The sequence below is a fragment of the Nonomuraea sp. NPDC049486 genome (genome assembly GCF_040676925.1).
GTDB classification, from domain to species: Bacteria; Actinomycetota; Actinomycetes; order Streptosporangiales; family Streptosporangiaceae; genus Nonomuraea; species Nonomuraea ferruginea.
Genome location: NZ_JBFAPV010000005.1, coordinates 453,312 through 477,265 on the forward strand (window position 1 = coordinate 453,312; position 23,954 = coordinate 477,265).

Here is a 23,954-nt window from a genome sequence, read left to right on the forward strand (position 1 = left end):
CACATATATCTCGACAAGACGGCGATCCCGGCTCAACCGGGATCGCCGTCTTGCCTCCACGACCCAGCCCGCCCTCCGCCCAGACAGCAGCACGCCCACAGGGCCCGCCGGCGGCCACACGCGGCGCACACCCCCGGCACCCGCGCACGAACACGAGCGGCTCACGCTCCGGGCTCCCCAAGCCGAGCACGTACGTATGCGCTCCCGCCGCACGAGCACGTACATGTGACACTCCCGCCGCACAAGGCCGGGCATATGACGCTCCCGCCGCACGAGGGCCGGGCGCGCACGCATTCGCCCCATGCGGCCCACATCCCACCTCTGGGCGCGGACACGTGCGGCACGCCGGATGCCCGAAACACCCGCACGAGTCACGCACCCTCCGTTCGAAAGCGGACACGCGAGGCGCGTGCGCCGGACGCCCCAGACCGAACCCGTACGAGTCACGCACCTGCCGTCCGCGACCGGGCGGGCGAGGCGTGTGCGCCGGATCCCCGAAACTGCACTCGTACGAGTCCCCCACCCGCCCGGGACCGGACACGAACGCCGCAGACAACGGACGCCCCAGACTGAACCCACACAAATCACGCACCCGCCATCCGGGACCGGACACCTGCGCCGCACACGCCGGACGTCTAAGGCCGATCCCGCACAAATCACGCACCCACCGTCCGCGACCGGACACGCGCGGCGCCAGCTTCCGGGGCCGGAGGGCGCGGGTCCGTGGTTGAGCGGACACGGTAGTGGTAGCCGCCCTTCTGTTCCAGGCCCTCGCTCCGGTAGAGGTTCCGCGCGGCCGTGTTGCGCTCCGTGACGACCAGGTACGCGCTCCGCATCCCGCTCTCAACGGCCAGGGCGCGCAGCACGGCACGGGCCAGGCCGCGACGGCGGGCCGACGGCAGCGTGGCCATGCAGTAGACGCCGAGCGTGTCGCCCTGCGGCACGCCCCGTCCGACGGCCACCGGAGCCCCGTCCTCCTCGACGGCCGCGTAGAGCGCCGGCACGCCGGTCACGATCCGCTCGGCCGCCTCCAGCCCGGTGCCGTAGCGGCCGTCGACCTCCCACCACGCCTCCAGCCAGCCCCGCCAGAGCCGCGGCTCGACCCGTACCGGCACCACGGGTTCACCGGAGATCGTGCCGGACATCACGACAGTGGGATCCACCAGCGCGTACCCACGCGCGTCCAGCGCGCGGTCCAGTCCCGGCGGCGCGCCGGCGCCGATCGAGAAGGCGCACGGAGCCCCGCGCTCCGCGTAGAACTCCTCGGCGACCCGGATGGCGGCGAAAAGATCATCCGGCACAGGCGGCTCCCCCACGGCGAGCACCGAGTTCGCCCGCTTCGTCACACCTCCCGCGTAGCGCAACACCCAGCCGCCGAGCACCCGCCGCTCCCAGGCCGGCCACGCCCCGTCCACCAGAAGATCGACATCCACCCGCGCAGCCTAGCTGACCAGCACCTCCCGCCACCGCCCCCAGCCGGACGCGGGTAACGAAAACCGGCCCAGCGGACCCACACCTCCCGGCACCACCCCCGCCCGGACCCCGGTAACGGAAACCGGCCCAGCAGACCCGCACCTCCCGGCACCACCCCCAGCCGAACCCCGGTGACGGGAACCGGCCGAACGGATCCGCACCTCCCCGGCACCACCCCCGGACGTGAGTGGCGGAAATCGGCCCAGCAGGTCGCCACCACCCCCCTGACCAGGCACAGCGGCGATTCACCGCCAGTAAGCTGCGGGACGTGCTCATTCTGCTGCCCCCGTCGGAGGGCAAGGCTCCGGCAGGCGACGGGCCGCCCGTCGGCGACCTGTCGTTCCCCAAGCTGGACCGCCCCCGCAAGCGGGTGCTGAACGCCCTCGTCCGCGCGTCCCGCCGGCGGAACGCCCTGGAGGTGCTCGGGCTGTCCCCCGGCCTGGCACCGGAACTCGCGAAAAATCTGGAACTCCAGACGGCGCCGACGCTACCCGCCGGCGAGCTCTACACCGGGGTGCTGTACGACAACCTGGCCCTGAGCGAGTTCTCCCCTGAGGCCCGGGCCAGGGCCGAGGAGCACGTGCTGATCTTCTCGGGCCTGTGGGGCGTGCTACGGCTCGCTGACCGCATCCCGCCCTACCGGCTGGCCATGGGGGTCAGTCTGCCGCCGATCGGCCCTCTGGCGGCATTCTGGAGGCCCCTGATCACCCCGGAGCTGGAGCGGCTGCCCGGGCTGGTGGTGGACCTGCGCTCCTCCGCGTACGCGGCCGCCTGGCGGCCGGGCTCGCGCGGCGTGTCCGTACGGGTGCTCAAGGGCGGCAAGGTCGTCAGCCACATGGCCAAGGCCACCCGCGGCGAGGTCGCCAGGCGGCTCCTGGAGAGCGGGCTCGCGCCGGAGACCCCGGACGAGCTGGTCAAGACCCTGGAGGACCTCGGCTACCAGGTGACGCTCACGGGCGGCAGACTCGACGTCCTCCTGCCCTGAACGCCGGGCAGCGGAAAGGGCACGGCCCGCGAGTGGCCGTGCCCTTTCCCGCGCGTCGGCCTAATCGAGGTAGTCGCGCAGAACCTGCGAACGGGACGGGTGGCGGAGCTTGGACATCGTCTTCGACTCGATCTGCCGGATGCGCTCGCGCGTCACCCCGTAGACCTTGCCGATCTCGTCCAGCGTCTTGGGCTGCCCGTCGGTGAGGCCGAAGCGCATCGACACCACACCGGCCTCGCGCTCCGACAGGGTGTCGAGCACCGAGTGGAGCTGCTCCTGCAGCAGCGTGAAGCTGACCGCGTCGGCCGGGACGATGGCCTCGGAGTCCTCGATGAGGTCACCGAACTCGCTGTCGCCCTCCTCGCCCAGGGGCGTGTGGAGGGAGATCGGCTCGCGGCCGTACTTCTGGACCTCGACGACCTTCTCGGGGGTCATGTCGAGCTCGCGCGCCAGCTCCTCCGGGGTCGGCTCGCGGCCGAGGTCCTGGAGCATCTGCCGCTGGACGCGGGCCAGCTTGTTGATCACTTCGACCATGTGGACCGGGATGCGGATGGTCCGCGCCTGGTCGGCCATGGCCCGGGTGATCGCCTGCCGGATCCACCAGGTGGCGTAGGTGGAGAACTTGTAGCCCTTGGTGTAGTCGAACTTCTCGACCGCGCGGATCAGGCCCAGGTTGCCCTCCTGGATCAGGTCCAGGAAGAGCATGCCGCGGCCGGTGTAGCGCTTGGCCAGCGAGACCACGAGGCGGAGGTTGGCCTCCAGCAGGTGGTTCTTGGCCCGGCGGCCGTCTTCGGCGATCCACTCCAGCTCGGCGCGGACGTCGACCGGGAGGCCGTCGCCGTCGCTGGCGAGCTGCTCCTCGGCGAACAGGCCCGCCTCGATGCGCTTGGCGAGCTCGACCTCCTGCTCGGCGTTGAGCAGGGGGACCTTGCCGATCTGCTTCAGATAGTCCTTGACCGGGTCGGCGGTCGCTCCGGCGGCGGCGACCTGCGCCACGGGCGCGTCGTCGTCGTCATCGGAGAGGATGAGGACCTCGTCCTCGCTCTTCTCCTTGACCACCGGGGCGGTCTCGGCCTTCGGCTCGTCCTCGGTGTCGTCGTCGGAGTCGCCCTCGGACTCGGAGTCGCCCTCGGCGACGATCTCCTCGTCGTCGACCTCGATGTCTTCGAGGTCTTCCAGCTCCACGTCGCCGTCGAGCTCGATGTCGTCGTCGTCGACCTCGGACTTGACGCCGTCGGAGGTCTTCTGCTTGGTCTCGGCAGGCCCAGCGCTCTCCGGCTTGGCCTTCTTGGCGGGGGCGCCCTTGACCGGGGCCGCCTTCTTGGCCGCGGGAGCGGCCTTCTTGGCGGGGGCCGGCTTCTTCGGCGCGGGCTCGGCTTCGGCGGTGCCGACGACCGCGGTCACGGTCTCCGGCTGCTGCTCTTTGGCGGCCGCCGCCGTCTTGCTCTTGACGGGCGCGGCGGTCTGGCGCTTTGCTGAACCTCGAGACTTCTTCTTCGGCGCAGCCGAATCCGCGGCGGTCACCACCACGGTCACGCCCTCTTTGCTGAGGTTCCGCAAGAACGCGGCGGCGTGCGACATGGGGATGTCCGCCTCCTCGAAGGCCTGACGGACATCCTCAGACTCGAGGAAACCCTGCGAGCGCCCACGCTCGAGCAGTCGCTGAATGACGGGCTCGTTCAGCTCTTGTGGCTTCGAGCGAGTCGAACTTGCAGGCGACACGAACACCTCTCGAACGAACGCGTGGCGACAATGGACCCAGATGCCCGCTAGGGGGCTGTTGCCTCTCTCGGAGATCGGTGAGGCCGTGCGGACCGCTACGGACCTTCCAGCATTCTGGCACGCCCACGCACTCCATACGGCCACCTCCCGGCGGTTGTCCTCCACCCTAGGCCGACGGAGAGAGTAGTGCGTACGCAAGGGCGGCACTGATACCCGAAAGCAACCCTTATGACTGTTTCATTCAGTCACTCTTCGTGATGGCCGGGACGTGGATGGCCAGCGCAGTAACGTCATCATCCTGTTCATATCCCGACAACATCCCGTCAACCAGGAAATCCAGCAGCATGTGCGGATTTGCCACCACCTCAGGCGGCGCTTCGGTCACAACACTGCAAATCTCTGTCAGGCCGGCGTCCAAGCCACGCTTGCGGTTCTCCACGAGACCGTCGGAGTAGAGCACAGCGGTGTGTCCCGGCGGCACCACGAACCGGAACTGCCGGCGGCTGGTCGGCCAGCCCAGCGGCGTGCCGGGCTCGGCGTCGCAGAGGATCGCCGTGCCCTGCGGTGAGACCAGCACGGGCGGCGGGTGGCCCGCCAGGGCGAGCGTGCCCTCGCCGGTGGCCGGCTCGACGACCATGTATGCCAGGGTCGTGACCTGGTCTTCCTCCTCGGTCGCGTCGAAGACCCGGTCGAGCCCGGCCAGCACCGCGGCGGGCGGCGGGTTGGTCAGCGCCAGCGCCCGCATCGCGTTGCGGATGCGGCCCATCCCGGCCGCCGCCTTGACGCCTTTGCCCATGACGTCGCCCACGACGGCCGCGACCCGCCCGTCCTGCAGCACGAACGCGTCGTACCAGTCGCCGCCGACCTGCACGTGGCGGCTGCCGGAGCGGAACCGCTGGGCCAGCTCCAGGCCCTTGACCACGGGCAGGTGGTCGGGCAGCAGGCTGCGCTGGAGCGTCTCGGCGGTGCGGTGCTCGCGTTCGAACAGCGTCGCCCGCTCCACCGCCAGTGCGCACTGGCCGGCCAGCGCCTCCAGGAAGACGCCGTCCTCCTGGGAGATCTTCTGCGGCCTGGTGAACGAGAACCGGAGCGCGCCCAGGGCGCGGCCGGCGGCCAGCAGCGGCAGGCCCACCCAGGCCTGCTCGTCGCTGCTGGCGAGGTAGTGGGCGAGCACCTGCTCGTCGCCGCCGGCCTCCAGGAGCTGCATCTTCAGGCTCACCGGCGACTCGGCGAAGACCGGCCTGCGGCTGTTGACGGCCATGGTCATCACGCTGGAGTGGGACAGCGGGATCTCCTCGCCGGAGGAGCCGGACGCCTCCGGGATGCCCTCGCCGTTGATCAGCTTGAGCGCGGCCCGGTCGGTGTCGAGCAGCGCGACGGCGGACCGGTCCGCGGCCAGGGCCGTGCGGCCGACATCTATGATGACCTGCACCACCTGCTCGACCGTCAGCGCCTCGGCGAGCTGGGCGGTGGCGCCCTGGAGCCTGGCGGTGCGCAGGGCGGCGGCGCCGAGCTGGTCGGTCAGCCTGCCGCGCATCTCCTCGGCCTCGCGCTGCGGGGTCACGTCGGTGTTGGCGCCGACCCACTCGACCACCCGGCCGTGGCGGATGATGGGCACCGCGCGCACCTCGAAGTGGCGGTAGCCGCTGGCGCGGGTGCGCACCCGGTAGTTCCACTCGAACATGGTGCGGCCGCGCAGCGCCTCCTTCCACGCCTCCTCGGTGGCCGGGCGCTCGTCGGGGTGGACGACGTCCAGCCAGCCGTAGGCGAGGTACTCCTCCAGCCCCTGACCGGTGATGGCGCGCCACTGCGGCGCGTCCTCGGCGACCGTGCCGGTCGGCGTGGTGATCCACACGAGCTGGGACTGCGCCTCGACCAGCGAGCGGTAGCGCTCCTCGCTGCGGCGCAGATCCTCCTCGATCTGGCGGCTCTCGGTCACGTCGAGCCCGACCAGGGTGACGGCCCGCAGTTCGCCGCCCTCGTCGTGGATCGGCGAGAACGACATCGACCAGTGACGGTCGGAGCCCTCGGTCGAGCGGACCCGCAGCCGCCGCTCGGCGACCGGCCCCTCGCTCTCGATGACGGCCTGGACGCCCTGCGTCACGGCCTGGCTGAGGTCGGCGGCGAGCGCCTCCACGGGGGCGCGGCCGGCCAGCCGGTCGGCGGGCACGCCGACAAGATCGCTGAACACGTCGTTGACCCGCTGGATGCGGCCCTCGACGTCGAAGAAGGCGAAGGCGAACTCTGCTTCGGACAGCAGGCCCTTCAGGAGGGCGGAGTCTGAGATGTCCACATCCGACTCCCGGGGACGGGGAACGGAGGTCTCGGCGCTCATGGTCCGTACCTCCGTCGCGTGCCAGGGTCTCCCACGCGGCACATCTCCATAATCGTGTATCGGCGTAGCGCAGCTCCGGGCGACCGGATTCTGCAGTACATCATCGGCGATGGGCATGCGCGGACGGAAGCCCCGGCCGCCATACGGTCAACGCATCCTGTCAAAATCGCTCCACGTTGCGCAGCAAGATCAGGCTACTCGGCCTTCGCCGCCTGCTTGGCAGCCTGCTTGTAAGCACGCACCCGCGCCAGGCTGTCGGCGTCGACCACATCCGCCACCGATCGGTAGGACTCCTCCTCGCCGTACGCGCCGGCCGCCTCGCGCCATCCTGGCGGCCGGACCCCCAGTTGCTTGCCGAGCAATGCCAAAAAGATCTGGGCCTTCTGCTTGCCGTAACCCGGCAGAGCCAGCAGGCGCTTCAGCAACTCTTGGCCATCGGCGGCGTCGGCCCAGATGAGCTCGGCCTTGCCGTCGTACTGCGCCACGAGGTAGGCCGCGAGCTGCTGGACCCGGGCCGCCATCGACTTGGGGTAGCGGTGGACGGCCGGCTTCTGGGCGAGCAGCGCGGCGAACGCCTCGGGGTCATAGGAGGCTATCTCCTCTGCGGTCAGGTCGTGCCCCAGCCGCTCCGAGATGGTCTGCGGACCCGTGAACGCCCACTCCATCGGCACCTGCTGGTCGAGCAGCATGCCGACGAGCAGGGCGAGCGGGCTGCGGCCGAGGAGCTCGTCGGCATCGGCGCGCTGCGTGAGCTGGATGCGCATGGAGACAGCTTCGCACGAAAGCCGCCGCGGAGAAGCGAACACAGTCGCCTCGGAGCCTTGACACTGCCTCGATAAAAGATGAAATGGGAGCGCAAGTCGCCTGCGTCCACTCCTGGGGGTTTGCCCCCCGGTCTCCAGAGGAATTTGACACCTATGCTCGCTCTGGCCACTCGCCTCCTGCGGGAGCCGGTCAGTCTACGGCTGGCCGAAGAGTTCCTCACCGTGCCGGTGGACACCATCGACCGGTGTGTAGCCGACGTGTGCGCGTGCGCGCAGCACCTCGGCATCACGGCGACGCCCGAGATCGTGGAACGCGTCGCGCGTGAGCATCTGCTCGCCATCGTCAACTCCGCACCACCGCCCCGAAGCCATCGATAACATCGAAGTCATCAGGCCGCGTTCTACGCACCGTTTGCGCCTGGAATGCGAGAGAGTGAGGGCGTGCGCCGACACCGACGAGACCCCCGGGAGAGCGTTCCGCCTGACGACGTCTTCAAGGAGATGGTCCAAGCCGCACGCGAGCTGCTCGCCGTGCGGAGCCCGCTCGACGCGGAGCTGATGGTCTCCGACATGATCGGCGCCTGGTGGGGCAGCCGGGTCCGGGGTGGCGACGTCGAACAGGTGCTCGGTGAAGGGCTGGTCGACTACGCCGCCAAGACCGGCACTCCCGCCTCGCTGACGCTGCTGATCTGCCTGGCCTACCTCGGCACCGCCCGCCAGGGCGCGAAGGCGGAGGGCGCGGCGCTGGCGATGATGGAGTCCGGCGTGGCCAGGCCCGGCTGGGCCGACCGGGTGGGCGCGGTCAAGCCGACCGGCTGTTACGTCTCGCGCGACGCCTACGGCGACCAGGACACGGTGATCTGCACGTTCGGCTACCGGTGGAACGGCGACGAGGCCCGCAACCGGCAGGACCGCCACGCGCTGGTGATGGTCGTCGACTACAACATGTCCGGCATGGCCCGCGACGCCTGGGTGTCCTCCCAGGTCGACAAGCTGCTCGACCAGGCCAGGGCCGAGGCGGCGGGCAACGCGATGCTGCTGTTCGAGGAGATCGAGCCGCAGCAGGCCAGGGCGCTGTTGGAGTCGGCCATGAAGGCCACCGGCGAGCCGAAGACGCCACCGCCCGTCAGCGACAGCTACAGCGCCTACCACGCCTTCGCGCGGGCGCGGCTCAAGGCGCTGCCGCCGGGGCGCAAGCGGCCGGCGCCGCTCCACATCGAGGCCCCGTACAACAGGGAGCGGCGGGCGATGCTGGCGGCCGAGTTCCTCGCCTCCGACGACGCCGAGCACCTGTCGGACCCGTCGGCCGCCTCCCGGTGCGCCGACCACATCATCGACTACGGGTGCGACCAGGACTTCAGCAGGCCGCTGCGGGTGAGCCCGACCAAGTGCGAGACGTTCCTGCTCGACTGGCTGCCGCGCAAGGTGATGCTGTCGGAGGCCGAGCAGGAGGCGATGCCGCACGTGCTGGCGGCGTGGGCGCGCTTCGCCGCGCACCGCACGGGCCTGCCCGACGAGGGACTGAAGGCCACGCTGGACGCGGTGTGGGAGGCGACGGGCAAGTTCCCCGAGGCGTACCGCGACCCCGCCTCGTTCGGGCTGGACCGGTCGCTGCTGGTGCGGCTGCTGCCCGACGGCGACCTGTCGGCGCTGGCCAGGCGGGCCTTCGCGTTCCCGTTCCTGCAGGGCACCCACAACGGCGTCGACCTCGACCGGCTCAACCCCGCCGACGAGGCCGACCGGCGGGTGCTGCTGGAGATCGACCACGTGGGCGGCATCGACCAGGAACACCTCGCCTGGCACGAGGAGATCGCCACCCGGCTGTGGGAGGGCGACCCGCCGCAGCTGTGGGAGGCCGCCCAGCGCCTGCTGGACCTGGGCCACGACCGCCACGACGTGCTGCACGTGCTGATCGAGATCGCCGAGCGGATCGGCGGCGACCCCGACGAGCTCGCCGCCGCCCTCGACGACATCGCCGACATACCCGACGGGATCTAGGCTGCCCCGTATGGCGATGTACATCCCCCTGAGCGAAGGTCGCTACCGCGCGACGGAGCACACCCAGGGCCCTTGGGACCCGCGCACCCAGCACCTCGGCCCCGTCACGGCCCTGATCGCGCACGAGCTGGCGCGGACCGCGCCGCGCCCCGGCCTCGATCTGGCCAGGCTCGCGGTGGATGTGTTCGGGCCGGTGCCGGTGGGCGAGCTGGAGGTGCGCACCGAGGTCGTGCGCGACGGCAAGCGCGTGCAGTGCCTGGCCGCGTCCGTCTCCTCCGGCGGCCGCGAGCACGTCAGGGCCACCGCCTGGCGCATCCGCGAGGCCGGGACGCCGGGCACTTCCAGCCCGCCGCCGCCCTTGCCGCCGTCCGAGAGCGAGCCGTCGTGGCTGACGACGGGCTTCGGGTACGGGCGCGCGACCGAATGGCGTTTCACCCGCGGCAGCGCGGCGGAGACCGGTCCCGCCACCGCCTGGGGCCGGTCGCGGGTGCCGCTGGTGAGCGACGAGGAGACCACCCCGCTGGAGCGGCTGGCGATGTTCGCCGACAGCGGCAACGGCATCAGCTACGCGCTCGACTTCGACACCCACCTGTTCGTCAACGTCGACCTGGTGATCTCGCTGTTCCGGGCGCCCGAGGGCGAGTGGATCTGCATGGACGCGGAGACCGTCGTCGGCCCGTCCGGGCGCGGCCTGGTCCGTTCCACGCTGTACGACTCGGCCGGCGAGGTCGGCTCGGCATCCCAGACCCTGTTCGTCGCCCCGCGAGAGGCGTCCTGATAGCGTTTCCGCATGCCCGTGAGGGCGGAATCCGCTCCCTCGGGGGCGCGGAGGAGCCACGATGGACCCCATGGTGATCGACCTCAACGCGGATCTCGGCGAAGGCTTCGGCATCTGGCGCCTCGGTGACGACCTCGCCCTGCTCGACATCGTCACGAGCGCCAACGTCGCCTGCGGCTTCCACGCCGGCGACCCGGTGACGATCAGGCGCACCTGCGCGGCGGCGGTCGACCGGGGGGTGGCGATCGGGGCGCAGGTGTCCTACCGCGACCTGGCCGGCTTCGGGCGCCGGGAGATGGACGTGGAGCCCGAGGAGCTCTGCGCCGAGGTGCTCTACCAGCTCGCCGCGGTCGACGGCATCGCCAGGGCGATGGGCGGGCGGGTCTCGTACGTCAAGCCGCACGGCGCGCTCTACAACCGGGTCTGCCGCGACCGGGAGCAGGCCGCGGCGGTGGTCGACGCGGTGGCCGACTACAACCCTTCGCTGCCGGTGCTGACGCTGCCGGGGTCGGTGGTGCACGAGGTGGCGGCGGCGGCCGGGGTGCCGACGGTCAGCGAGGCGTTCGCCGACCGCGCCTACACCGCCGCCGGCACGCTGGTGTCACGGCGGGCGGCGGGGGCGGTCGTCCACGACGTGGAGACGGTGTCCGCGCGCGCGGTGCGGATGGCGAAGGAAGGGCTGGTGACCTCCGCCGACGGCACCGAGGTTCCGGTGGCCGCCCGGTCGATCTGCGTCCACGGCGACACGCCCGACGCGGTCGCCCTGGCCCGCGCCGTCCGCGACCGGCTCCTGGAGGCCGGTGTGGTCCTGCAGGCGTTCGCATGACACCTCCCGCCCTCGGCCGCGCGTCCGGCGAGACCTCCCGTCGTGGCGGGCGGTTCGCGGGCACCACCCGTACGACGGACGCGCCGCCTCCCGCCGTTCGTCCGGTCGCGGAACTGCCGTCCCGGGTGGCCGCCGCGAGCGGGCCTGGCTTCGCCGGGAGTCGTGACGCGGGTGTCGTGGAGTACGCATGATCCGGCGGGCCGGGGAGCACGGGCTGCTCGTGGAGACGGGCGCACTGGAGGTCTCTCACCGGCTCGACGCGGCCCTGCGCGCCGAGCGGCCTCCGGAGGTGCTGGAAGTGGTGCCGGGACCCGAGACGGTCCTCGTCGTGGCCCCCGGCGCCGACCAGTCCAGATTGCGCGGCCTGCTGGAGACGCTGCTGTCCCACTGCCACGACGTCCCGTCAGACGACCAGTCCGTGCGAGACGACACGACCACAACAGCACCCCGCACAGCCCTCGACGGTACGACCGAGCGAACCACCCCCACCGGGCACGACACCGCGACTCCACAGACGACCCCCACCGGGCGCGACGGTACGACCGAGCGAACCACGGGGCGCGGTACGGCTGAGGGGACCACTCCCGTGCCGCTCGACGTTGTGGGCGCGGGTGGGGAGCCGACGGTGAGGTCGGGGGCGGCTCTTGGGGGTGCGGAGGTGTTGACGATTCCTGTGGTGTACGACGGTGCGGATCTGGAGTCGGTGGCGGAGGCGGCCGGGATCTCGGTGGACGAGGTGGTGTCCCGGCACGCCGGCCGGGAGCTGGTGGTCGGCTGGCTGGGGTTCGCGCCGGGGTTCGCCTACCTGATCGGTCTGGATCCGGTGCTGCACGTGCCCAGGCTGGCGACGCCGCGCACGTCGGTGCCGGCCGGGTCGGTCGCGATCGCCGGCCCGTACTCGGCGGTCTACCCGAGCGCGTCGCCCGGCGGGTGGCGGCTGCTCGGGCGTACGGACGCGCGGGTGTGGGACGTGTCGGCCGAGCCGCCGACGCCGTTCCGGCCCGGCACGCGGGTGCGGTTCGAGGTCGCATGATCGAGGTTCTGGCGCCCGGCCCGTACGCGACCGTGCAGGATCTGGGCCGGCACGGGTACGCGCACCTCGGCGTGCCGTCCTCGGGCGCGGCCGACGCGGCGAGCCTGCGGCTGGCGAACCGGCTGGTCGGCAACCCGGAGCGGCTGGCGGGCGTGGAGGTCACGTTCGGGCTGGCCAGGCTGCGCTTCCTGACAGGGGCGTGGGCGGCGCTCGCGGGCGCGCCGTGCCCGGTGTCCGGCGCGGCGGGGGCGGGCATGGGGGTGCCGTTCTGGGTGCCGAAGGGGGCCGAGGTGCGGCTGGGCACACCGGAGTGGGGGCTGCGCACCTACCTCGCGGTGCGCGGCGGCATCGCGGTGGAGCCGGTGCTGGGCAGCCGTTCGACCGACTCGCTGTCAGGGCTGGGCCCGCCGCCGCTGCGGGCGGGCACGGTGCTGCCGGTCGGCCCGGGCGCGGGGCTGGGGGAGATCACGGTGGATCTGGCGCCGCCCGCCGGTCCCCGGCCGCCGGTGCTGCGGGTGCTGCCCGGGCCGCGCGACGACTGGTTCGCCCCCGGGGCGCTGGAGACCCTGTGCGCGTCCCCGTACACGGTGAGCCAGGACAGCAACCGCGTGGGGGTGCGGCTGCGCGGCGCGGAGCCGGCGCGGGCCCGGGCGGGCGAGCTGCCGAGCGAGGGCATGGTGACGGGCGCGGTGCAGGTGCCGCCGAGCGGCCAGCCGATCGTGTTCCTCAGCGACCATCCGCCGACCGGCGGCTATCCGGTGATCGCGGTCGTGTCGAGCGCGGACCTGCCTGTCGCGGCCCAGCTGTGCCCCGGCGACGCGGTGCGGTTCAAGGTCGTGCCGCACCGCTGAGGTCAGGTGCGAACCGTGACCTCACAGCGTGACCTCGCCGGTCACGCAGGTGACCGCGGAGCCGCCCACCCAGACGCCGGTGTCGTCGGCGGAGATCCGGACGCGGCCGGCGCGGCCGAGCGCGGTGCCCTGGCTCGCCGCGTACGGCGCGGTGACGCGGCCGGTGCGCAGCAGCCACTGGGCGAGGGAGGCGTTGAGGCTGCCGGTCACCGGGTCCTCGATGATGCCGCCCTCGTACGGGCAGAACGCGCGCACCTCGTACGCGTAAGGAGAGCCCTCGGGGTAGAGCCCGGCGACGCCGGTGTCGACGGGAAGGCGGCCGGGCCTTAGGGCGAGCACGGCGTCGGCGTCGCGGAGCAGGAGCGCCACCCAGCCGGGCCCGTTGTCGGCCCACTCGGCGTCGGCGATCTCACCCCGGCCGATGCCCAGCCCGTCGGCGAGCCGCCCGAGCAGGTCTTCGTCGACGGGCCCTGAGCGCAGCAGCGGCGGCGCGGCGAAGGCCAGCCCGGAACCGTCGCGCCGGACGCGCACCAGGCCCGCCGCGCACTCCTGGACGATCATGCCGGGGTCACGGGGCGCGCCGCCGGTCTCCAGCCAGGCGTGGCAGCTGCCGATCGTGGGATGCCCGGCGAACGGCAGCTCGCCCGACGGCGTGAAGATCCGCACGCGATAGTCGGCCTCGCCGGTGGAGGGCGGCAGCAGGAAGGTGGTCTCGGACAGGTTGGTCCAGTTGGCGAAGCGCCCCATCTCCTCGTCGGTCAGCCCGGCGCCGTCGACCACGACGGCCAGCGGGTTGCCGTGATAGGCGGTGTCGGTGAACACGTCGACCTGGCGGAAGGCTCGTCCCATGCACGCGAGTGTCGCACGGCGGACCGGTCACTCCGCGGTGCGGACGGTCGTGAGCAGGGCCTCGACGCGGGCCGCCGCGGCGGCGAGCGGCGGCTCGGGGACGTCCTCGAACAGCTCGGCCTCCACCCGGCCCGCCTCGGCCTTCCAGACGCCGGCCACCCGGCCCCGGTGGACCACGACCGGGGAGATCCAGCCGGCCTGACGGCTCACCTTGGGCTTGGCGGCGGCCGGGACGAGCGGCTCCAGGGCGCGCGGGGCGCCCAGGATGTACGGGTCGAAGCCGGGCAGCAGGTGGACCTCTTCGGAGGGCCGGGTGGTGGCCAGGTCGTCGAGGTGCTCGGCGAGGGCCAGGAGGGTGCGGCCGTCGCCGGTCTCCACCTCGGCCAGCTCGGGGGCCAGGTCGCGGAACCAGCCCTTGAGCACGGCCTTCCTGGCGACGCCGCCGAACAGCCAGCCGTCGAGCATCTCCGGCGTCGCCGGGCCGTGGGCGCCCAGGAAGGCGCGGACCACCCGGACCCCGGCCTCCTCGGGCGGCGGGAGGGCCCCGGGCCAGCCCGACAGCCAGGCTCTCGGGGCGACGAAGGTGACGCGGCCCTCGCGGGGCGGGCCGTAGCACAGCTCGCCCAGGCGGCTGAGCGGCTTGAGCAGGGCGCCCCAGCCGGAGCCGAGCGCCTCGCGCAGATGCCGGTCGCCGGTGGCCGCCACGACCGCGTCGACCACTTCTTCCCTGGTCATCGGGCGCTCGCCGAGAATCTTCGGGACGGTGTCGACGATAGCCTCGATCTCGCCCGCGGTGACGCCGTGGCCGCGCTGCCAGGAACCCTTCTCCCAGAAGCGCAGCGTGCTCAGGGCCGCGCAGTGGTCGGGCAGGGTGTCGGCGGGCACCAGGTGGAGGGTGCCGCGCATGATCCACGTCTTGGCGAGCGTGCGATCGGCCCACAGCGCGCGGTCGATCGCGCCGGGGTCGGGCCGGTCGCTCCGCACCGCGACGGCGAGCTGGGCGGAGGACGCCACCTGCGCCTGCACCCCGCAGAGCCGCCGGGCCACCTCCACCGGCCCGCCGTCGCAGGGCTCGCTCACGAACTGACGGCGCAGCCGCCACGCCAGGATCTGCGGCCAGGTCACGGAAGTGGTCACCCGGACACTTCTACCAGCCGCCCCCGACAACGACGTCAGCGCGTGAAGCCGATGTCCTGGTAGCGGAGGTCGTGGAAGCCGCGGGCGCCCACGTTGGCCAGGGTGTCCTTGACCGCCACCACCTGCGGCCGCTGGTAGAGGGGCAGCACGTTGGCCTGCGCCCAGATGAGCCGGTCGGCGGCGTTGACCCCGGCGCGGGCCCTGGCGGGGTCCAGCGCGGCCACCGCGCGGTCCAGCGCGGCGTCGATGTCGTCCGAGCCGGACCGCCCCAGGTTGGCGTTCCAGGTCTTGCCGTCGGGGCTGTTCACGTAAGCGCCGTAGCTGCTCGACACGGGAAACGGGGTGCCGATGTACGCGAACGGCGCGATGTCGAAGTCGCCGGGGATCACGTACTTGGTGAAGAAGTCGTCGCCCGGGACCGCCTGGATGGTCAGCTTGACCCCGATCTTGGCGAGCATGCTCTGCGCCAGCTCGCCTTCCGACTTGCTGAGCTGCGACCCGGCCGGCACCACGAACCGCAGGTCCAGAGGGTGTCCGTCCTTACTCCGTACGGTCCCGTCCAGCTTCCACCCGGCCTCGTCCAGCAGCCGCTTGGCCCGCTCAGGGTCGTAGGCGCCGAAGCTGCCCGCGTTGTCGCGGTAGCCCTCCTGGGTCGGCATGAAGAAGTGGTTGCCGAGCGGCGTGGCGGGCCAGTCGAGACCCTGGAGGTCCGATCGGGCGATGGACATCCGGTCGACGCCGAGCTGGATCGCCTGCCGCACACGCACGTCGCGGAGCTTCTCGCTGGAACCGTTGAGGGTGAAGTGGCGGAAGTCGGGCCCCGCGGCGAGCCGCACCTGGGCGCCGGTGGCGCTCCTGGCCCTGGCGTAGTCGGGGGCGGACGGCCCGATGTCGGCCACGTCCAGCTCGCCGTTGCCGAACATGCCGGTGAGGGAGTCCTGCTCGGCGGCACGGTAGACGATCCGGTCCAGCTTGGCGCGGTCCCCCCACCAGGCGGGGTCGCGGACGAGCGTGACGGTCTTGGCGGTCTGGTCGAGCGCGCCGACCTTGAACGGCCCGGCGGTCAGCGGGATCGCGTTCACCCAGGAGGAGTTGAACGCCTCGGCGTTCTCGTTCACGGAGGCGGGCAGCAGCGGGCCGAACAGCGCCTGCCAGTCGCCGAACGGCCGGGTGAACGTCACCACCACCTCGTGCTCGCCCGCGCCCCGCTCGACCTTCGCGATGTCCTGGTAGCCGGTGGCGGAGACGATGCGGAAGGCCGGGTCGGCGCCGCGCATGACCTCCCACTGGGCGCGGTAGTCGGCCCAGGTGATGGGCTTGCCGTCGGACCAGCGGGCCTTGGGGTTGAGGGTGTAGGTGACGACCTGGTGGGGGCTGCGGTCGGTGATGCGGGCTTCGAGCACGTAGTCGCGGTTGACCGAGAGCCTGGCGTTGCCGTCGGAGGTGAACGCCGACGGCAGCAGCGCGTTGCTGACCACCGCGGCCACGGCGAGGTTGCCGTCGATGTGGTTGCGGTTCCACTGGGTGGGGAACTCGTTGATGCCCCAGCGGAGCGTGCCGCCCTCCTTGACCTTGTCGCGCGGCTGGAGGTTGATGTCGGACGCCTTGATGGTGTCGTCGCCCTGCCCCGCGCCGCCGGAGGGGCCGCGCGTGCCGCAGCCGGCCTGGGTCAGCGCGAGTACGGCGGCGACGACGAGCCGCACGCCTGTCAACGGGGCTTTCATGGGTGGTTCTCCTCCAATGGGTACGAGCCGGGTCAGACGACGGCGAGCCTCTCCGCGTAGTGGCAGGCGGCCGACTGGTCCTCGCCCAGCGGCCGCATCTCGGGCTCGGTGTCGGCGCACAGGCCGCGCTCCGTCTCCGTCAGCACCGAACGGAACGTCGGGCACCGCGTGCGGAACCGGCAACCGGACGGCGGGGAGGCCGGGTCGGGCCGCTCGCCGGTGAGCAGGATCCGCTCGCGGGCGCGCTCGCGGGCCGGGTCGGGCAGCGGGATCGCCGACAGCAGCGCCTGCGTGTACGGGTGAGCGGGCGCGGTGTAGACGGCGTCGGCGCGGCCGATCTCGGCGATCCTGCCCAGGTACATGACGGCCACCCGGTCGGCGATGTGCCGCACCACGGCCAGGTCGTGCGCCACCAGCAGGTAGGACAGCCCGAGCTCGGTCTTGAGCGCGCCGAGCAGCCCGAGCACCCCGGCCTGGACCGACACGTCGAGCGCGGAGACCGGCTCGTCGAGCACCAGCAGGCGCGGCTCCAGCGCGAGCGCGCGGGCGATGGCGATGCGCTGCCGCTGGCCGCCGGAGAAGTCCTTCGGGTAGCGGGCGGCGTGCGCCGGGTCCAGCCCGACGAGGGCGAGCAGCTCGCCGACCCGCCGCCGGGGATCGCCGCGCCGATGCGTGCGCAGCGGCTCGGCCAGGATGTCGTGGACCGTCATCCGCGGGTCGAGCGAGGCCAGCGGGTCCTGGAAGACGACCTGCACGTCACGCCTGATCTCCATCCGCTGGGCGGCGGTGAGCGCGGCGGTGTCGCGGCCGAGCACCACGACGCGGCCCTGCTGCGGGCGGGTCAGCTCCAGGATCTCGGTCAGCGCGGTGGTCTTGCCGGAGCCGGACTCGCCGACGAGGCCGAGCGTCTCGCCCTCGCGGATGTCGAAGCTGATGCCGGCGACCGCGTGGACGGTGCCGACGCGTCTCCTGAACACGGCGCCCTTGACCAGCGGGTACTGCCTGGCCAGCCCGTCGACGGCCAGGACCGTGCGCGGCCCGCGGGCGCCCGGCCCTGTCCTGACCGGGGGCGCGGGGAGCGGCGGGCTCACCTCGTCCCACCTGATGCACGCGGCGCGGTGTCCCGGGCCCACCTCGAACAGCGGCGGCTCGCGTTCGTCGCACGCCTCCACCCGCAGCGGGCAGCGTGGCGCGAACGGGCAGCCCGGCGGCAGGTCGCCGGGCGCGGGCGGGGCGCCGTCGATCGGCGCGGGCGCGGCCCGGCCGGCCGCGTCGATGCGCGGCACCGCGCCGAGCAGCCCGGCGGTGTACGGCATGCGGGCGTGGTAGAAGACGTCGTCCACGTCGCCGGACTCGACCGGGCGGCCCGCGTACATGACGAGCACCCGGTCGGCGAAGCCGGCCACGACCCCCAGATCGTGCGTGATCATGACGATGGCGGCGCCGGTCCGGCGCTGCGCGGTCTTGAGCACCTCCAGCACCTGGGCCTGGACGGTGACGTCGAGCGCGGTCGTCGGCTCGTCGCAGATGATCACGTCGGGGTCGTTGGCCATGGCCATGGCGATCAGCACCCGCTGGCGCATGCCGCCGGAGAACTCGTGCGGGAAGGCCAGCGCCCGCCGGGCCGGGTCGGGGATGCCGACCAGGTCGAGCAGGTCGACGGCGCGGACCGCGGCCTGCTCCTTGGTCACCTTCTGGTGGGTGCGGACGGCCTCGGCGATCTGGTCGCCGACGCGGTAGACCGGGGTGAGCGCGGAGAGCGGGTCCTGGAACACCATCGAGACGGCGCTGCCGCGGACGGCGGCGAGTTCCCGCTCGCGCAGGCCGACGAGCTCCCTGCCTCCCAGCCGGATCGAACCGGTCACCCGGGCGCCGGGCGGCAGCAGGCCCATCACCGCGGCCGCCGACACCGACTTGCCGCAGCCCGACTCGCCGACGAGGCCGAGCACCTCGCCCTTGCGCACGGCGTAGCCGAGGCCGCGCACGACGGGCGCCCCGCCGAGCGTGACCCGCAGGTCGGTCACCTCCAGCGCGGGGGTCATCGCGGCTCCCTCGCCGTCGGGTCGAAGGCGTCGCGCAGCGCGTCGCCGATGAGGTTGACCGCGAGCACGGTGACCACGAGCAGCCCGGCGGCGAACCAGAACGTCCACGGCGCGTACACGGCGGTCCTGGAGCCGTCGGCGATGAGCGTGCCGAGCGACACGTCGGGCGGCTGGATGCCGAACCCGAAGTACGACAGCGAGGTCTCGGTGAGGATGGCGGCGCTGACGTTCAGCGTGGCGTCGACGATCAGCAGCGACGACAGGTTGGGCAGCACGTGCGAGAGCACGATCCGCACGGGCGGCACCCCCAGGTAGCGGGCGGCCCGCACGAACTCGCGCTCGCGCAGCGAGATCGTCATCCCGCGGGCCATCTTGGCGGTCACCATCCACAGGAACAGCGCCAGCATGAGCACGAACAGCGGCCACTGCCCGGACCCGAACAGCGGCGACATGACGGCCAGGATGAGGAACGCGGGCAACACCAGCAGCAGGTCGGTCACCCAGGTGATGACCCGGTCGGTCCAGCCGAGGAAGTAGCCGGCGAACGCCCCGGCGAGCGCGGCCAGCGCCGTGCACACCACGGCCGCGAGCAGCCCGACGACCAGCGACCGCTGCAGGCCGCGCAGCGTGACGGCGAACACGTCGGCGCCGGTCTGCAGCGTGCCGAACCAGTGGGCGGCCGACGGCGGGGCGAGGAACGCGGCGAAGTCCTTGTCGGTGTGGGACCACGGGCTGACCAGCGGGCCCGCGAACGCGAACAGGAACACCAGCGCCAGCACCAGCGCGCCTGCCCTGCCCTGCCACGAGGAGAGGAAGCGGCCGGTCACCGCCCTGGCCCTGGACGGCGGGGGCGGCCGGCCGGCGTCGTCGCCGGCGGACTCCTCGGCGACCTCCTCCGACAGCGTCATCCGGCCCGCACCCTGGGGTCGAGCACGGCCTGCAGCAGTCCGGCGGCCATGGACGCGACCAGCACGGCGACCGCGGCCAGGCAGGAGATGGCGGCCACGGTGTTGACGTCGTTGGTGAAGATCGAGCTGATCAGCCGCTCCCCCAGCCCGTGCCAGCCGAAGATCTTCTCGGCGAACGTGGCCCCGGTGAGCAGGGCGCCGAAGGTGAAGGCGAAGTAGGTCGCGACCGGGATGAGCGCGGTGCGCAGCCCGTGGCGGATCAGCGCCCGCCGTCTGGTCAGGCCCTTGGCCATGGCGGTGCGCAGGTAGTCGGCGCCGAGCACGTCGAGCATCGTGTTGCGCTGGTAGCGGCTGAACACGGCGGCGAGCCCGAGCGTGATCGTGACGGTCGGCAGGACGAGGTGCTGGGCCCGGTCGAGGAGCGTCTCCCAGAGCCCGGCCTCCAGCCCCGCGCTCGCCTCCCCCGCCACGAGCAGCACCCGGGCGCCGAACAGGTGGTCGTTGGCCCACGTGCCGGCCAGGATCAGCACGTTGGCCAGCACCACCACGGGCACCGCGAGCAGCAGGAACGACACGGCCGCCGAAAGCCGGTCGAACCAGCCGTACTGCCGGGCGGCGGCGAGCGCTCCCGCCATGACGCCCAGCACGCTGCCGCACACCAGCCCGAGCAGGACCAGCCGGAGGGTGACACCGGCCCGCCGCTTGAGGTCGTCACCGACCGGCGCGCCGCTGACGCTCTTGCCGAAGTCGCCGCGCAGGACTCCGCCCGCCCAGGTGAGGTAGCGCTCGGTCAGGGGGGTGCGGTCGTTCAGGTTGAGCGCGGTGAGCTGCGCGTCGACGACGGCGGGCGGCGGGGCGGGAGTGCGGCCCGCGTAGTTGGCGCGCGGGTCGAGCGCGGCGGCGGCGAGCAGGTAGGCGAGGGAGGCCGCGACGGCGACCAGCACCACCGAGCTGACCAGCCTGCGCGCCAGGAACCCGGCCATCTCCCCTCCTCCGCAACACTGTGTAGCCATATTGCTACAGCATGCGACGGGGGCCGCGCAGGCGAGTGCCAAGGAGGGGTCTGGTTAACGTCCGGAAAGCTCGTCGACGGCGGTGCGGACGTCGTCGCTGGTGATCGTCGTCAGCTCGGCGGCGCTGGCCGGCTCCTCCGCCGAGGCGCCCGCGGCCAGCCGCACGTCGCGGCGCATCGCGGCGCGCTCGAACAGCGACCTGGCGAACCGGCCGTTGCCCAGCCCGTCGATCAGCCGTTCCTCGCACACCCAGGTGAAGACCTCGTCGAGGTCGTTGAGCGCGTCGTCGTCGAAGCGGTCGCCGGCCTGCTCAGCGAGCAGCACGGCGATCTCGGTCAGCTCGCGCGGCGCGTAGCTGGGGAAGGCGACCCGCTGGTTGAAGCGGCTGGACAGGCCGGGGTTGGTGGCGAGGAAGGCGTCCATCTCGCGCTCGTAGCCGGCCAGCACGATGACCAGCCGGTCGCGGTCGTCCTCGGCGCGTTTGAGCAGCGTCTGCACGGCCTCGGCGCCGAACGCGTCGCCGCCGGAGTAGCCGGGGTTGACCAGGCTGTAGGCCTCGTCGATGAAGAGCACGCCGCCCAGCGCCCGGTCGACCAGCTCGTTGGTCTTGATCGCGGTCGCGCCGAGGTGCTGGCCGACCAGGTCGGCGCGGTGCGCCTCGACCACGTCGGGCCGGGCGAGCAGGCCGAGCGCGGCGAAGACGCGGCCCAGCACCCTCGCGACGCTGGTCTTGCCGGTGCCGGGCGGGCCGGCGAACACGAAGTGGCGCATCTGCGGCGGGGTGGGCAGCCCGCGCTCCTGCCGCATGCGGGCCACCTGGAGCTGCGCGGCGATGGCGTGGACCTGCCGTTTGACGGGGGCGAGCCCGGCCATCCGGTCGAGGTCGGCGAGCGCCTCCTCCAGTGTGGGGGTGGCGACGTAGCCGCGGAAGCGGGCGGTGAGCTCGTCGAACGCCTTGGTCACGTCGGCGGTGGTGGTGGTCACCAGGTCCTGGGTGGTCGGTGTGCCGCCCGCGCCCACCACCCGCACGTCGCGGGCCTGGGCCGCGGCCTCGACCAGGCTGCGGGCGAACCTGGCGTTGCCCAGCTCGTCGACCAGCCCGCGGCGGTGGACGTCCTCGTACAGGCCGAGCAGCGCGGCCTTGGCGTCGTCGCCCATGGTGTCGCCGCGCCTGCGCTGCAGGAGCTCGGTGATCTGGGCCAGCTCGGCGGCGGAGTAGGCGGGGAAGCGCACGCGGGTGGCGAACCGGCTGGCCAGCCCGGGGTTGCTGGACAGGAACGAGGTCATCTCCTGCTCGTAGCCCGCCAGGATGATGATCAGCCGGTCGCGGTCGTCCTCGGCGCGCTTGAGCAGGGTCTGCACGGCCTCGGCGCCGAACCGGTCGGGCTGGCCGTCGGAGGAGTTGATCAGACCGTACGCCTCGTCGATGAAGAGCACGCCGCCCAGGGCCCGGTCGACCAGCTCGTTGGTCTTGATCGCGGTCGCGCCGAGGTACTCGCCGACCAGGTCGGCGCGCTGCCCTTCGACGACGTAAGGGGTCTCCAGCAGGCCGAAGGCGTAGAAGATCTTGGCGAGGGTGCGGGCGACGCTGGTCTTGCCGGTGCCCGGCGGGCCGACGAACACGAAGTGGCGCACCGGACGGCCCGCGGTGTAGCCGGCCTCGGCGCGCAGCCGGGAGGCCTCGATAGAGGCGGCGATCGAGCGGACCTGCTCTTTGACAGGGGCGAGGCCGATCATGGCGTCGAGCTCGGCGAGCGCCTCCTCGACCGAGATCTGCGGCAGGCCCTGGGCCTTCTCCGGCTGCGCCTCGGGCCTGCCCTCGCGGGCGCGCACCCGTACCCGCTCCTCCGCGCCCAGCTCGGCCCTGGCCCGGCGGGCGAGCAGGAAACGGTAGCCGAGCACGACCGCGGCGGCGCCGTAGGCGACCCAGACGGCGAGGTTCTCCGAGACGAGCGAGAGCGCGGCGGCCAGCGCGCCGGCGGGCACGAGCGCGAGCAGCGCGGACACCCACGGGGTGACCCAGCGGATCAGGTGGGCGGCGACGGCGACCGGCACGGCGAGCAGCATGAGCAGGGTCGGCGCCATCGGCTGCGCGGGGAAGAGTGGGGAGAAGAGCGGCAGCAGCGCGATCCAGCCCGCCAGGACGAGCACGGTCGCCGCGGCCTGCGGGAAGCGGAGGGTGAGCGCGACGAAGCAGAGGATCAGCGCGGTGGTGAGGAACGTGTCGAGCAGGTCCCAGCCGAGCGCCGCGCCGGTGCCGACCGCCCCGATGAGGATCGCCGCGTAGAGCACTCTGCGCACGGCGGGGGGAAGCCGGAAATAGCGCAGCCGCACCTGCTCGAACAGATCTCGCACCGCGGCTCGGCCCGCGGGACGGGCCCTGCCGGACTCCTGCATCACGCCTCCCCGGTGTCCGCCCCCGGTTATACCGTACGGAACCCCGGTGTGGGCGGACCTGACACGCTAGGTGGAGGTCACGAAAGCGGCTATGTGCCGGCCGAGTTCGGTGCCCGCGTCCTCCTGGAGGAAGTGACCGGCGCCCTTGATGACGGGATGGTCCAGGCCCGCGGCGCCGGCCATGGACGAGCGCAGGATCGGCGCCATGCCGCCGGTGATCGGGTCGCCGTCGGAGAACGCGACGAGGAACGGCCGGTCGAGGGTGGTGAGCACCTGCCAGGCGGCGCGGTTGGCCGGCCCGGCCGGGTCGCCGGGGGTGTGCGGGACGAGTCCCGGCATGGCGCGCGGGCCCGCCTTGTACGACTCGTCCGGGAAGGGGGCGTCGTAGGCGGCGCGCACCTCCGGGGAGAGCCGGGTGGCGCAGCCGGACTGCACGAACCGGGCGACGTCCAGAGCGGGGGCGCTGGCCACCGCGTCCTTGAAGCGGTGCCACACCTCGGGCATGGGAATGTCACCGGTCGGCAAGCCGGTGTTGGCGGCGACGATCCTGGCCACCCGGCCGGGGTGCTCGGCCGCCAGGCGCAGGCCGATGAGCCCGCCCCAGTCCTGGCCGACGAGGGTGACGCCGGTCAGGCCGAGCGCGTCGTACAGCAGGGCGCGGGTCCACTCGACGTGGCGGGCGTAGGTGTGGTCGGACGGCTCGGCGGGTTTGTCGGAGCGGCCGAACCCGACGAGGTCGGGGGCGATGGCGCGCAGTCCGGCCGCGGCCAGCTCGGGCATGACGTGGCGGTAGAGGAACGACCAGGACGGCTCGCCGTGCAGGAGCACGACGGGTTCCCCGGTCGCGGGGCCGGTCTCGACGTAGGCCATCCGCAGCCCGTCGCCGATCTCGGCGTAGCGGGGCTCGTACGGGAAGCCGGGCAGGTCGGTGAAGCGGTCGTCGGGTGTACGCAGGATCCGCATAGAACATGATTCTAGTCCGCGGGCGGCCCGGCGCGTGGAGTCCGGATACCATGAATGCCGATCCCGATAAATGGTGGCATTTCGGTCAATAGACGGACAGCCATTCCTGGATCATTCGATACCGCTGCACCCATCCCGCGGCATGCCATAAGCTGC

At 72.6% G+C, this 23,954-nt stretch carries 20 protein-coding genes; 8 read left to right on the top strand and 12 right to left on the bottom strand.

The features are described from left to right. Positions 1–656: 656 nt before the first annotated feature. Positions 657–1,433 carry a GNAT family N-acetyltransferase gene (locus tag AB0K05_RS18115; RefSeq protein ID WP_271279510.1) on the bottom strand — a complete coding sequence of 259 codons (777 nt, stop codon included), beginning with the start codon at positions 1,431–1,433 and terminating at the stop codon, positions 657–659. Between the two features lie 308 nt (positions 1,434–1,741). Here AB0K05_RS18115 and AB0K05_RS18120 point away from each other — a divergent pair, with 308 nt between their 5' ends. Next, positions 1,742–2,458, top strand: coding sequence for a peroxide stress protein YaaA (locus AB0K05_RS18120; RefSeq protein ID WP_364230212.1), 717 nt, complete (start codon positions 1,742–1,744; stop codon positions 2,456–2,458). Between the two features lie 60 nt (positions 2,459–2,518). Here AB0K05_RS18120 and AB0K05_RS18125 read toward each other — a convergent pair whose 3' ends face one another. From AB0K05_RS18125 to AB0K05_RS18135, 3 genes are all read right to left on the bottom strand, one after another. Continuing rightward, positions 2,519–4,180 (bottom strand): RNA polymerase sigma factor, encoded by a 1,662-nt coding sequence (locus AB0K05_RS18125; RefSeq protein ID WP_148030163.1) that lies wholly within the window; start codon positions 4,178–4,180, stop codon positions 2,519–2,521. 241 nt (positions 4,181–4,421) lie between these two features. Then, positions 4,422–6,515 (bottom strand): SpoIIE family protein phosphatase, encoded by a 2,094-nt coding sequence (locus tag AB0K05_RS18130; RefSeq protein WP_148030162.1) that lies wholly within the window; start codon positions 6,513–6,515, stop codon positions 4,422–4,424. Positions 6,516–6,709: 194 nt separating this feature from the next. Continuing rightward, positions 6,710–7,279, bottom strand: coding sequence for an HhH-GPD-type base excision DNA repair protein (locus AB0K05_RS18135; protein ID WP_271279507.1), 570 nt, complete (start codon positions 7,277–7,279; stop codon positions 6,710–6,712). A 153-nt stretch (positions 7,280–7,432) separates the two neighbouring features. Between AB0K05_RS18135 and AB0K05_RS18140 the strand changes: the two genes are divergently transcribed. From AB0K05_RS18140 to AB0K05_RS18170, 7 genes are all read left to right on the top strand, one after another. Then, the gene (locus AB0K05_RS18140; protein ID WP_148030160.1) at positions 7,433–7,657 is read left to right on the top strand and encodes a hypothetical protein; all 225 of its coding nucleotides are present in this window, start codon (positions 7,433–7,435) and stop codon (positions 7,655–7,657) included. A 123-nt stretch (positions 7,658–7,780) separates the two neighbouring features. Continuing rightward, positions 7,781–9,277 (top strand): hypothetical protein, encoded by a 1,497-nt coding sequence (locus AB0K05_RS18145; protein ID WP_148030159.1) that lies wholly within the window; start codon positions 7,781–7,783, stop codon positions 9,275–9,277. Positions 9,278–9,287: 10 nt separating this feature from the next. Further along, on the top strand, positions 9,288–10,055 hold the full coding sequence (locus AB0K05_RS18150) for a thioesterase family protein (RefSeq protein ID WP_364230216.1): 768 nt from the start codon (positions 9,288–9,290) through the stop codon (positions 10,053–10,055). A gap of 70 nt (positions 10,056–10,125) precedes the next feature. Then, a complete protein-coding gene (locus tag AB0K05_RS18155; RefSeq protein ID WP_148034384.1) occupies positions 10,126–10,881 on the top strand; it encodes a 5-oxoprolinase subunit PxpA in 756 nt (251 codons plus the stop codon). Beyond that, entirely contained in the window at positions 10,878–11,072 is a 195-nt protein-coding gene (locus tag AB0K05_RS18160) for a hypothetical protein (RefSeq protein ID WP_364230218.1), read from the top strand. Before AB0K05_RS18155 ends, AB0K05_RS18160 begins: the two co-directional genes overlap by 4 nt. Beyond that, positions 11,069–11,914 (top strand): allophanate hydrolase subunit 1, encoded by an 846-nt coding sequence (locus tag AB0K05_RS18165; protein WP_364230220.1) that lies wholly within the window; start codon positions 11,069–11,071, stop codon positions 11,912–11,914. The genes AB0K05_RS18160 and AB0K05_RS18165 overlap by 4 nt, the downstream gene beginning before the upstream one ends. Then, positions 11,911–12,765: a biotin-dependent carboxyltransferase family protein gene (locus AB0K05_RS18170; RefSeq protein ID WP_364230222.1), complete on the top strand. Its 855-nt coding sequence runs from the start codon at positions 11,911–11,913 to the stop codon at positions 12,763–12,765. Before AB0K05_RS18165 ends, AB0K05_RS18170 begins: the two co-directional genes overlap by 4 nt. Before the next feature lie 21 nt (positions 12,766–12,786). On the opposite strand, the gene AB0K05_RS18175 is transcribed toward AB0K05_RS18170, so the two are convergent. From AB0K05_RS18175 to AB0K05_RS18210, 8 genes are all read right to left on the bottom strand, one after another. Further along, positions 12,787–13,614: a PhzF family phenazine biosynthesis protein gene (locus AB0K05_RS18175; RefSeq protein WP_364230224.1), complete on the bottom strand. Its 828-nt coding sequence runs from the start codon at positions 13,612–13,614 to the stop codon at positions 12,787–12,789. Positions 13,615–13,641: 27 nt separating this feature from the next. Continuing rightward, positions 13,642–14,751 (bottom strand): winged helix DNA-binding domain-containing protein, encoded by a 1,110-nt coding sequence (locus AB0K05_RS18180; RefSeq protein WP_364230227.1) that lies wholly within the window; start codon positions 14,749–14,751, stop codon positions 13,642–13,644. Positions 14,752–14,786: 35 nt separating this feature from the next. Then, a complete protein-coding gene (locus AB0K05_RS18185; protein ID WP_364230229.1) occupies positions 14,787–16,475 on the bottom strand; it encodes an ABC transporter family substrate-binding protein in 1,689 nt (562 codons plus the stop codon). A 32-nt stretch (positions 16,476–16,507) separates the two neighbouring features. Further along, positions 16,508–18,517: an ABC transporter ATP-binding protein gene (locus AB0K05_RS18190; RefSeq protein ID WP_364230232.1), complete on the bottom strand. Its 2,010-nt coding sequence runs from the start codon at positions 18,515–18,517 to the stop codon at positions 16,508–16,510. Beyond that, complete coding sequence (locus tag AB0K05_RS18195) at positions 18,514–19,425, bottom strand: ABC transporter permease (protein WP_271278989.1); 912 nt, start codon at positions 19,423–19,425, stop codon at positions 18,514–18,516. Before AB0K05_RS18195 ends, AB0K05_RS18190 begins: the two co-directional genes overlap by 4 nt. Continuing rightward, positions 19,422–20,408, bottom strand: a complete 987-nt coding sequence (locus AB0K05_RS18200; protein ID WP_364230235.1) for an ABC transporter permease — start codon at positions 20,406–20,408, stop codon at positions 19,422–19,424. Before AB0K05_RS18200 ends, AB0K05_RS18195 begins: the two co-directional genes overlap by 4 nt. 84 nt (positions 20,409–20,492) lie before the next feature. Continuing rightward, entirely contained in the window at positions 20,493–22,835 is a 2,343-nt protein-coding gene (locus AB0K05_RS18205) for an AAA family ATPase (RefSeq protein ID WP_364230237.1), read from the bottom strand. A gap of 66 nt (positions 22,836–22,901) precedes the next feature. Beyond that, a complete protein-coding gene (locus tag AB0K05_RS18210) occupies positions 22,902–23,798 on the bottom strand; it encodes a haloalkane dehalogenase (RefSeq protein WP_364230240.1) in 897 nt (298 codons plus the stop codon). Positions 23,799–23,954: the final 156 nt, after the last annotated feature.